This window comes from Leucobacter sp. G161 (genome assembly GCF_001482305.1).
GTDB lineage: Bacteria > Actinomycetota > Actinomycetes > Actinomycetales > Microbacteriaceae > Leucobacter.
Window position 1 is genome coordinate 1 of sequence record NZ_LOHP01000099.1, and the last position, 10,141, is coordinate 10,141.

At 67.6% G+C, this 10,141-nt stretch carries 12 protein-coding genes; 5 read left to right on the forward strand and 7 right to left on the reverse strand.

What is annotated here, in order from left to right; translation table 11 throughout:
- The first annotated feature begins 65 nt into the window (after positions 1–65).
- Together AUL38_RS17235 and AUL38_RS15970 are read left to right on the forward strand one after the other, a co-directional pair.
- On the forward strand, positions 66–290 hold the full coding sequence (locus AUL38_RS17235; RefSeq protein WP_153006642.1) for a hypothetical protein: 225 nt from the start codon (positions 66–68) through the stop codon (positions 288–290).
- A gap of 118 nt (positions 291–408) precedes the next feature.
- A complete protein-coding gene (locus AUL38_RS15970; RefSeq protein WP_059063702.1) occupies positions 409–1,623 on the forward strand; it encodes an NADP-dependent isocitrate dehydrogenase in 1,215 nt (404 codons plus the stop codon).
- A gap of 80 nt (positions 1,624–1,703) precedes the next feature.
- Here the strand turns inward: AUL38_RS15970 and AUL38_RS15975 are convergent, their stop codons facing one another.
- From AUL38_RS15975 to AUL38_RS17925, 3 genes are read right to left on the reverse strand one after another with little or no spacing between them, the layout of a single operon-like run.
- Positions 1,704–2,225 carry a hypothetical protein gene (locus tag AUL38_RS15975; protein WP_059063704.1) on the reverse strand — a complete coding sequence of 174 codons (522 nt, stop codon included), beginning with the start codon at positions 2,223–2,225 and terminating at the stop codon, positions 1,704–1,706.
- 1 nt (position 2,226) lies between these two features.
- Entirely contained in the window at positions 2,227–3,768 is a 1,542-nt protein-coding gene (locus AUL38_RS15980) for a sodium/proline symporter (protein ID WP_059063706.1), read from the reverse strand.
- Entirely contained in the window at positions 3,758–3,892 is a 135-nt protein-coding gene (locus tag AUL38_RS17925; protein ID WP_255355624.1) for a hypothetical protein, read from the reverse strand. Before AUL38_RS17925 ends, AUL38_RS15980 begins: the two co-directional genes overlap by 11 nt.
- A 171-nt stretch (positions 3,893–4,063) precedes the next feature.
- Here AUL38_RS17925 and AUL38_RS15985 point away from each other — a divergent pair, with 171 nt between their 5' ends.
- Together AUL38_RS15985 and AUL38_RS15990 are read left to right on the forward strand one after the other, a co-directional pair.
- Positions 4,064–4,861 carry an SDR family oxidoreductase gene (locus AUL38_RS15985; protein ID WP_059063708.1) on the forward strand — a complete coding sequence of 266 codons (798 nt, stop codon included), beginning with the start codon at positions 4,064–4,066 and terminating at the stop codon, positions 4,859–4,861.
- Between the two features lie 206 nt (positions 4,862–5,067).
- Positions 5,068–6,003, forward strand: coding sequence for an acetamidase/formamidase family protein (locus tag AUL38_RS15990; RefSeq protein ID WP_059063710.1), 936 nt, complete (start codon positions 5,068–5,070; stop codon positions 6,001–6,003).
- Here AUL38_RS15990 and AUL38_RS17620 read toward each other — a convergent pair.
- From AUL38_RS17620 to AUL38_RS16010, 4 genes are all read right to left on the reverse strand, one after another.
- Positions 5,981–6,580 carry a hypothetical protein gene (locus AUL38_RS17620; RefSeq protein WP_059063712.1) on the reverse strand — a complete coding sequence of 200 codons (600 nt, stop codon included), beginning with the start codon at positions 6,578–6,580 and terminating at the stop codon, positions 5,981–5,983. The two genes, AUL38_RS15990 and AUL38_RS17620, sit on opposite strands and share 23 nt — an antisense overlap.
- Before the next feature lie 357 nt (positions 6,581–6,937).
- Positions 6,938–7,669: a hypothetical protein gene (locus AUL38_RS16000; RefSeq protein ID WP_059063714.1), complete on the reverse strand. Its 732-nt coding sequence runs from the start codon at positions 7,667–7,669 to the stop codon at positions 6,938–6,940.
- An 8-nt stretch (positions 7,670–7,677) separates the two neighbouring features.
- Positions 7,678–8,478, reverse strand: coding sequence for a hypothetical protein (locus AUL38_RS16005; protein ID WP_059063722.1), 801 nt, complete (start codon positions 8,476–8,478; stop codon positions 7,678–7,680).
- Positions 8,475–9,188, reverse strand: a complete 714-nt coding sequence (locus tag AUL38_RS16010; protein WP_059063725.1) for an ABC transporter ATP-binding protein — start codon at positions 9,186–9,188, stop codon at positions 8,475–8,477. Before AUL38_RS16010 ends, AUL38_RS16005 begins: the two co-directional genes overlap by 4 nt.
- A gap of 182 nt (positions 9,189–9,370) precedes the next feature.
- Between AUL38_RS16010 and AUL38_RS16015 the strand changes: the two genes are divergently transcribed.
- Positions 9,371–10,141: sensor histidine kinase (locus AUL38_RS16015; protein WP_059063726.1), on the forward strand; the 771-nt coding region annotated here is incomplete at its 3' end.

Here is a 10,141-nt window from a genome sequence, read left to right on the forward strand (position 1 = left end):
TCGAATACGAGACCATCATGAACGAACAGGTCGCACTCGCGGCCTGACCAAACTGTCACCTAAACGTGCATCAGACCCAGGTGATTGAGGAGCCTGGCGTCACGGAGCAGTTCCCCGGCGGCGAGGTCGCCCCGGACCCGGGAACAGGGATCGTTGCCCCGCCGCCAGCTCCCGGTGGAGGGGGTGGCGGAACGCCTCCGGTCATTGAGCAGCCACAACCGACGCCGACGCCGACGCCCGATCCAGAGCCCGATCCTGGAGCTACGGAACCGCCTCTCCCCGAGGGATAGGCCCCGCGCCCGGCGTCAGCCCTCACCACTGCACCCAGTATCTTGACGTCAAGATAAATTTCATGGTTATCGGGTAGACTGAGCCGCGGAAATCTGATCGTTGAAACAGGGAGTTACGTTGGCGAAGATCAAGGTTGAAGGCACCGTCGTTGAGCTCGACGGCGACGAGATGACGCGAATCATCTGGCAGTTCATTAAGGATCGTCTGATCCACCCATATCTCGACGTGACGCTCGAGTACTACGACCTCGGTATGGAGCACCGCGACGCCACCGACGATCAGGTCACGATCGACGCTGCGCACGCGATCCAGAAGCACGGTGTTGGCGTGAAGTGCGCGACCATCACCCCTGACGAGGCGCGCGTCGAAGAGTTCGGCCTGAAGAAGATGTGGAAGAGCCCGAACGGCACGATCCGCAACATCCTCGGCGGAGTCATCTTCCGCGAGCCGATCATCATCTCGAACATTCCCCGCCTCGTGCCGGGCTGGAACAAGCCGATCATCATTGGACGCCACGCATTCGGCGACCAGTACCGCGCAACCGACTTCCGCTTCGCCGGCGAGGGCACCCTCACCGTCGAGTTCGCGCCCAAGGACGGCGGCGAGCCCCAGAAGTTCGAGGTCTACCAGTCGCCCGGCGACGGCATCGCGCAGGTGCAGTACAACCTCGACGCATCGATCGTCGACTTTGCTCGCGCTTCGCTGAACTACGGCCTCTCGCGCAACTACCCCGTCTACCTCTCGACGAAGAACACGATCCTCAAGGCGTACGATGGCCGCTTCAAGGACATCTTCCAGGAGATCTTCGACACGGAGTTCAAGGAGCAGTTCGAAGCTGCAGGGCTCACCTACGAGCACCGCCTCATCGACGACATGGTCGCTTCGGCAATGAAGTGGGAGGGCGGCTACGTCTGGGCGTGCAAGAACTACGACGGCGACGTGCAGTCGGATACCGTTGCACAGGGCTTCGGCTCGCTCGGCCTCATGACCTCTGTGCTGGCAACGCCAGACGGAAAGGTTGTTGAGGCAGAGGCAGCTCACGGCACCGTGACCCGCCACTACCGCCAGCACCAGCAGGGCAAGCCGACCTCGACGAACCCGATCGCGTCGATCTTCGCCTGGACCCGCGGGCTCGCGCACCGCGGCAAGCTCGACAACAACGAGGCGCTCATCGAGTTCTCGCACACGCTTGAAGACGTCGTCATCAAGACCGTCGAGTCGGGCAAGATGACGAAGGATCTCGCGCTTCTCGTCGGCCCCGAGCAGAGCTACCAGACGACCGAGGAATTCCTCGCGTCGATCGACGAGAACCTGCAGGCTCGCCTCGCCTAAGGCGACAGCGCTCAACTACTGAGCGAGTGGCTGGGGCCGGTGCTTTCGAGCACCGGCCCCAGCTGTGTGTTCGGGCAGCGCTAGGTGCCCACGACGTAGTATCCGCCGGTGATCGCGTCGACGAGGATCTGCAGTCGGCGCCCCTGCAACCGGGCCTCAAGGAGCCAGTTCGGTTTCCAGAGCGACTCGACTGTGCGCATCTCGGTGATCGTCGAGGGCACCGCGAGGCGGTGCCGGCGCATGGCCGCGGTCGCGACGAGCCGGTGTGCGCGGCGGCCTGACTCGGCGAAACTCGTCGTGTTCCAGCCGGGGTCGGCGACGCAGTCGCGCTCCTGCTCGGGCGAGAGCTCGCCCAGTTCCGGCCAGGGATCCGTGAGCGTCGCCTGCCCGGTGAGCCTGTCGACGATCGCGAAGACCCGTTGCGGCGCGCCGCCCGGAGTGAGCGGGTGTGCGAGCCGAAACTCGAAGCCCGAGAACGGGTGCCAGCGCAGCCGCTCACTCACCGGCTTGAGCTCCGCGGCCCGCGAACGTACGACCTGCCACGCGTCGCTTGCTGTGTACTGCGGAGGCAGCGCGAGACGGGTCTGGACCGTGTCGCTCACGTCACTGCCCCGCGATCTCGGCCTGCGCCGAGAGCTTCGTGTCCTGGCCGAGCAGCAGCTTCGCGGGGATCGGGCCGACCTTCTTCGTCTCGTCGAGGGCGCGCCTGATGTGCTCGGGCACGGGGTGGCTGCCCTGCGTCGCGAGGCTGCCGATGATCATGGCGAGCGTCGAACCGACGATGCCGACCACCATCGGGTCGAGCCCCGTCGAACCGGCGAAGCCGGCGAGCTCCCACCCGACCGCGAGTACGGTGCCGGCGATCATCGAGCTGATCGCGCCGACAGTGTTCGCCTTCTTCCACCAGACGGCGCACACGTACGCTGGCACGAACGCACTGCCGAGGACCGTCGTCGAGAAGATCACGATCGCGGCGACCGCGGGTGGCTCGACGACCGCGATGACGTAGCCGATCACGGCGAGGGCGAGCACGATCGAACGGGAGACGAGCACACGCTGCTTGTCCGTCATGTCCCGGTTGAAGAAGCGGGCGTAGATGTCTTGGCTGGCGACGGTGCCCGACTGCAGCAGCAGTGCGTCGGCCGTCGACATGATGGCTGCCATGATCGCGGCCATCACGATGCCGACGGCGAAGGAGGGGAGCACCGCCGAGGCCATCTCGAAGATTGCCATCTCCGGGTTCACAAGGGTGGGGAGCAGCACGATCGCGAAGATGCCGACGATGTAGGGCGCCGGGATGAAGAGCAGGTTGAACAGCGTCGAGTACAGGCCAGCCCGCCGGGCGACGCTCGGGCGCTTCATCGCCATGTGGCTGACGACGACGTGTGGCCAGCCCATGTAGCCGATTGAGAAGATGAGGAGCGCGCCGAGGATGATGCCCCACTGGCCGTCGTAGATGCCGCCGCGGCCGAACATGCCGAGCAGGGTCTCGTCGACCGCGCCGACGCGGGCGTTGCCCTCGGAGAAGCCGCCGATGGCGATGAGCGTGCCGATGAGGATCCACAGCATCCCGATGAGCATGATGATTGCCTGCACGAAGTCGGTGTACGCGACCGCGAGGTAGCCGCCGAGGAACGTGTACAGCACGATGACGCCGATCGCGACCGCGAGCGCGATCGGGTAGCTGATGCCCGACACCATCTCGAGCCCGCGGCCGCCGGCGATGAACTGCGCCATGACGTAGAAGAACATGCAGAACAGTGCGACGGGGGCGGCGATCATGCGCACCCACTTCGATGGATACCGGTGCTCAAGGTATTCGATGGAGGTAATGGATCCGAGGATCTGCGAGAGCTTGCGCATCCGGCGGCCGAGGACCGACAGGTTCAGCACGCCACCGCCGATGTCGCCGAGCGCGTACCACATGCCGAAATAGCCCTGCGTGTAGCCGAGGGAGCCCGCGCCGAGGAACATGTAGCCCGACATCGACGAGCTCTGTAGGCGGAGCGCGGTCACGCCCGGGCCGAGGCTCCGGTTTGCGAGCAGGAAGCCCTCAGCGGAGTTGGAGCTGCGACGCATCGCCCACACCCCGATCCCGACCATCGCGGCGAAGTAGACAATGAGAAACCGGAGCTCAGTGCTCATCGGTCACCTCCGTGTCCTCGCGCGCCCACGATCTCGACACCCAGAGAAATACGAGCGTGTAGATCACCCAGAAACCGATCACGCTGGCGATCGATACCACGGTGAAGGTCGGTAAATTGAACATGTTCGCACCTGCCTCATTGCATACGTGTGACCATCCTGTGTGCGACCCAGACTGCGCACGTCCCGGTCGTGTGATGGCTGTGGAAACGGTGTTGCTGTTGCACCATCAGTGTTGCATCCGCCCGAGGGGGTGTCTAGAGCGCCGGCGCGGCTTCCGGGCTACCATCGAGGCATGTCACCGCAGACACCCCGCGCAGCCGGCGCCCCCTCCCGCACCGTCCTCATCACCGGCGCAAGCTCCGGGCTCGGCGCCGAGTATGCGGCGCAGCTCGCCGCCCAGGGCGCCTCGCTCGTGCTCGTCGCCCGCGACACCGAAGCGCTTGAGGCGCTCGCCGCCGAACTCCGCGCGCGGCACCGCATTCACGTCGAGGTCATCGCAGCTGATCTCCTCGTGGCGGCAGACCGAGACCGGGTGATCCGCCGGCTCACGACCCGCGAGCAGCCCGTCGACACGCTCATCAACAACGCCGGGTTCGGGCTGCCACTCGAGTTCGAAACGAATGACATCGAGGCCGAGGCCCGGCACCTGCAGCTCCACAACGAGGTGCCGATGCGGCTCAGGCACGCGGCTCTCCAGCCGATGCTCGAGCGGGGCAGCGGGCAGATCATCAACGTCGCCTCGGTGGCGGCCTTCATTCCGCGCAGCACGTATTCGGCGGTGAAGCAGTGGCTCGTGACGTTTTCCCGCTGGGCGAACGGCCGCTACGGGCCGCAGGGCGTCACGGTCACCGCGGTGTGCCCCGGCTACACGCACACGAACTTCCACGAGCGGCTCGGTCTGCCGCCGGGTGAGGAGGGCATCCCAGGGTGGATGTGGCTCGAGGCCCCGCGGGTTGTCTCAGACTCGCTCCGCGATGCGGATCGTGGCAAGTCGGTGTCGATCCCGTCGTTCACGTACAAGGTCATCGTTGCAGTGGCGCGCTTTGCGCCGCCAGCGCTTGCGGCTCGCCTCGGTGAGCGCGGGCGCTGATCCGGTGCGGCGGCGGTCAACCGTGTAGCTGCGCCAGCAGTACAGTTGAGGGAGTCTGAGCGCGCCACCGTGGGCCGCGGAGACGGCGGTGCCGTCTGCGCGTGGGCCCACGGTCACGCGCTCGGTGCAGGGGGAGTCGGGGTCGACTCCAGCCCGGGTAGCCCGCTGCTGCCCACGGGTCGAAGCAGAATATTGAAGGAGTTCTGGTGAGTTTTTTCATCGGTAAGGATCAGGCACACTCGGGATTCTCGGCGGAGGACGAGCCGGCACTGCGGATCGACCCCGGAACGGGCGAGCACATCAAGTTCGAGACGTCTGACTGCTCGTACGCGGAGACCGCGGAGAAGGGCAGCAGCGACAACCTCGAGTCGATCATGAACCCGATCACGGGCCCCGTCTACGTGAACGGCGCAGAGCCGGGCGACACTCTCATCATCGATATCGTCGACATCACGCTCGGCCACGAGGGGTGGTCGGGGTACTTCACCGGATCCGGAGCGCTCGCGGGAGTGATGGGCGACGAGCCGTACATGCGCCGCGTCCCGATCTCGGACGGGATGGTGCACCTCACTGACACGATCTCCGTGCCAGCGAAGCCCATGGTCGGGTGCTTCGGCACCGCGCCCGCGACGGGCCGAAACTCCTCGATGGCACCCGTCTACACCGAGGGTGGCAACCTCGACCTCACCTACGCCGGCATCGGCTCGCGGCTGTACCTGCCGGTGCGAGTGGCAGGCGCGTACCTCGGGCTCGGCGACATTCACGCCGTGATGGCCGAGGGCGAAGCCTCCGACGTCGCGATCGAGGCTGCGGGCACGATCACCGCGAAGATCTCCCTCACGAAGGAGTTCCAGGTTTCGGCGCCCGCGATTGAGACCGCAGACCAGGTCATCTTCGTCGGCCTCGGCGACACGATCCAGGAGTCCCTCGCGCACGGCTACCAGCGCGCCTTCCGCTTCCTCACCGAGCAGCACGGTTTCAGCCGCGGCGACGCGTTTACGGTGATGAGCGCGATGGTCGACTCAGCGATCGGCGGCCCCGCGGGCTCTGCGGAGGTTCCCGAGGGATCGCCGCTCGCAGCCGGCTCCATCACGACACACCACGTGCCGAAGTCGATCCTCACACAGGCCTGGCAGTCCTAGCGGGGCCGGGCTGTTTCCCGGTCCCGCAGCTCTGCGAACGTCCCGCCCCGGAAGCCGTGGCGCTCGCAACCGTCTCCTGCACTCGTGAGAAGAGATCCTCCAGTTCAGCGGCGGTCATGGTGATGCGTTCTGTCGGCTTCTCCGCCTCATTGGTGCCGGACCTTGAAACTGTGAATGCCTTGCCGTCCCACAGGACCTGCAGATTGGTTGTCCCGTCGAACGTAACGTGATCAACTGGAGCCCGCTGTGACTGGGCACCCGTTGTGTATGCTGCGAGGGCGTCGCGGACGATGTCGGATTCCTTGACGTTTTCTTCTGCTGCGAGTTCGGTCACAAGGTCTTTGAGTGCTTGAGGCACCCTGGCGCGAATGACTGGTGAGGCTCCGCCTGGATCGCCGAGGCTTGGTCGTCCGAGCGCGACGCGGGTGAGCGCTTCGATGCTGGTGGTTTCGGTCGCAGCCATGAGTGCGCGCTGTGCCTCTTCCGCCGCTGCGGCTCCGCGGCGTACCGTGCCCGGCTTCACTGCAAGCTCTCCACGAGCTGCGCGCGCCGCGAGGTCGTCATACTCTCTGCTCATGTTGGCGGTGTCCCTTCAGTCAGTAAGTATCGGAAGGTGTCCGATAGCGGCATCGAGTGAAAGATCTCGATTGTCCTTGGTGGACGAGACGCTGCAATCACTTCGATGTACCGGTCGGTCTGTGCGTGGGGGTGTCCAATATAGACGGTTGTGACCTCGCCGGGTCTTCCGGTGATTTCCGCAGTCACTTCCGGGTACATCATTGCGTACAGTGTGTCATGGCGCGGGATGTGGTGTTTATCTGCACTTTCGGAGAAGTGGACAGCCATGAAAAAATCGTAGCACAAAAAGCGGCTACAGTTAATGATATGCGCCGCGCGCTCCTGCGACTGTCGGCACCGCTCGCCGCCCGCCGCCCTACGCGTCGCGCAGACGCAGCGCGGCGAGTCCGGCGACCCCGACGGCCACGATCCAGCCGCCGAGCACGAGCGCACCCGTCGCCGCAGTGAGCACGGGGTCGCCGCCCGTGTACAGCAGTTCGCCGGCTCGGCTCGGGAGCCAGCGCGCGTGCTCGGTGCCGCCGAGCAGCGGTGGGAGCAGCAGCACGAGTCCGAGCACGCTCACGAGTGCCGGCACAAACCGGCGAAGCAGCAGCGCCGTGGCGTGCGCGAACAGGCCGATGAGCGCGAGATACGCGGCAGCCCCGGCGAGCGCAGCTGCGTTGACGCTTGACGCCTGCGGCACCCCCTCGCCCACCCGGGTGGCGACCCAGGCCGCCCCGAGGCTCAGCGCGACCGTGAGCGTCGCCGTCACCGCCAGCAGTGCGGCGACCGCGCTCGTTTTCGCCAGTACGAACCGCGCGCGGCTCGGTACTGCCGACAGTGAGGTGCGCAGCTGCCCGCCGTCGCGCTCGTGCGTCATCGGGAGCACGCCGAGCAGCACGAAACACGCCTGCACGAACGGCACCGCGAACAGCACGGCCTCTCCCGCCGCTGGCCGCGGGCCCTCACCTCCGGAGGCGAGCGCGCCCGCGATGCAGGCGCTGGCGGCGACGGCGGCAAGTGCTGCGAGGCGGATCGCTGGGAGCGTGAACAGCTTCGCGAGTTCGGCCGCGAATGCGTTCCGAAGCGGCGTCAGCGTCTCTCGCATCGCTGCCCTCACGCGTCCCTGCGGTGGAACGACACGGCCGCGACCGCGAGGAGGCCGACCGTCCACGCAGTCATCACCATCGCGCCGAGCTGCGGTTCGAGCCCGCCGGGCATCGAATACTCGGGGGAGAACCCGAAGAGGTTGCGGCCAGCCATGTCGGGCAGCCAGTTCGCAAGCGGCGTGAGGAACGAGAGCAGCAGCGTGACGGACACGAGGGAGCTGTTTGCGATGAGCACGACAAGCGGAACCATCGCGCTCCTCGCGAGCGCGGTGATCGCGAACGCGATGAGCGCCATGAGCACCCAGTACAGGGCTGCGCCGAGCGACCGGGTGAGCATTTCGTCGGCGGTGACGGTCTCGGTGCCGACACTGCCAGAGATTGCGAGCGCGAGCGCGTAGTTGCCCGGGATCGTGACCGCGGCGGTGACGGCTGTGGCGAGTGCGACGACGAGCGCTTTGGTGAGAAACAGCAGCGTGCGCCTCGGAGTCGCCGTGAGCGAGGTCGCGAGCTGCCTGGCGCCGCCGGCCTCCGCCCGATCCGCCGTGTATTCGCTGCCGATCGCGAGCGCCCCGATGCTCACGGCCGCCGCCACCCCGATGATCGGGATCGCGGCGAACCCGGTCTCAAACATTGAGGTGTCGCCGAGCCTGTCGGTCGTGCCGGCCTCGACCGCGCCGCGCACGGTGAAGGCGTTGAGCACGGTGATTCCGGCCGAGCCGAGCAGGGCGGCCGCGGCTGCGATCCAGATCCCTGGCAGCGTGGCGAGCTTCGCAAGCTCCGCGCGCAGTGTGCCCCAGAACGCCCTCACTTGCCGGCCCCCTGTGCGCCGCCGGTGAGGCCGAAGAACGCGTCCTCGAGCGTCGCATACCCCGCGGTCACCGTATCGACGGTGCCCGCCGCGACCACGCGCCCGCCCGCGATCACCACGAGGTCGTCGGCGATCTCCGCGACCTCGCTCATGAGGTGGCTCGACAGCAGCACCGTGCCGCCGGCGCTCGCGTGCGCGCTGAGTAACCCGCGGATCCAGCGGATCCCCTCGGGATCGAGGCCGTTCACTGGCTCGTCGAGCACGAGCACCTCGGGCTCACCGAGCAGCGCGGTCGCGATGCCGAGGCGCTGTCCCATGCCGAGCAAGAACTGCCCGACGCGGGTGCGCGCCTCAGCAGCAAGCCCGACCGCCTCAAGCGCCTCGTCCACGCGGCGGCGGGGGATCCCGTTCGAGCGTGCGACCCAGCTCAGGTGGCCTGCGGCGGTGCGACTGCGGTGCGCGCCCGAGCCGTCGAGCATCGATCCGACGCTGCGCAGCGGGGCGCGCAGGCTCCGGTACGGCACGCCGTCAACGAGGGCGCGGCCCGCGGTGGGACGGTCGAGGCCGAGGAGGATCCGCAGCGTCGACGACTTCCCGGCACCGTTCGGCCCGAGGAACCCGGTCACCCGCCCGGGCCTGGCAGTAAAGGAGACGTCGGTGAGGATCGTGCGGGAGGCGCGGCGCTTGCTGAGCGCATCGAATGTGAGCATGGGATCTATTCCAGCGCGGCACGGCCAGGCGGGCATCGGGCCGCGGGCGGATCCCGCTGGGCCGCACCCAGCCGAGATCTCGGACCCTGGTCTGATGCCCGCTTCGCGCCGGGCAACCTACACTTGCAGCATGGAGACCGAACGGCCACTGTGGCGCTCGCGCGCGTGGCTGGGGGGCAGCGGTGCTCCTCGGGCTGTTCCTCGGCGTGCTGCTCACCGTCGGAGTGGGTGTCGGCGCCGACGGGCCCACCTCGCGCGCGGCTGTGGCGGTCGCCGTGACGATCGTGCTCGCCGTCGTGATCGCGGCGACGAGCCTGCGCGTGCGCGTTCAACGGAAACGGTACGACGCCGAGCTTGCCGCGTGGGCGACCGAGCGCGCCGCGCAGGCCGAGCGGCTGCGGATCGCCTCCGAGCTCCACGACCTCGTCTCGCACGGCATCGGGCTGATCACGCTCCGCGCGGCGGCGGCCCGCAGCGTGACGGGCGTCGCGGCAGCTGATGAGCACGCGAGCGCGCTGAGCGACATCGAGCACGCGAGCCGCGAGACCACCGCCGAGCTGCGCCGCATGCTCACGGTGCTTCGGCAGCCGGGGCCCGCGCCGCTGCGGCCCGCCGATACGCTCGCCGACCTGCCAGGCATCATCGAGGTCGCGAACGCCGGGGGCCTGCGGGCGACGCTCACGGTCGAGGCGAATGTCGTTGAGGTGTCCGCCGGCACTCAGCTCGCCGCCTGCGCGGTCGCAAGGGAGGCGCTGAACAACACATTCCGGCACGCGGGCCCGACCGCGGCAGAGGTGCGGCTCGCGCGCACCGGAACGTGGATCGAAGTGCGCGTCACCGACGGTGGGCCGCAGGGCAGCTGGCGGCCCGAACCCGGGGCCGGCCGGGGGCTTGCGAACCTCCGCGAGCGGATCGCCGCTGACGGCGGCGAGCTCACGGCGGGGCCGCACGGC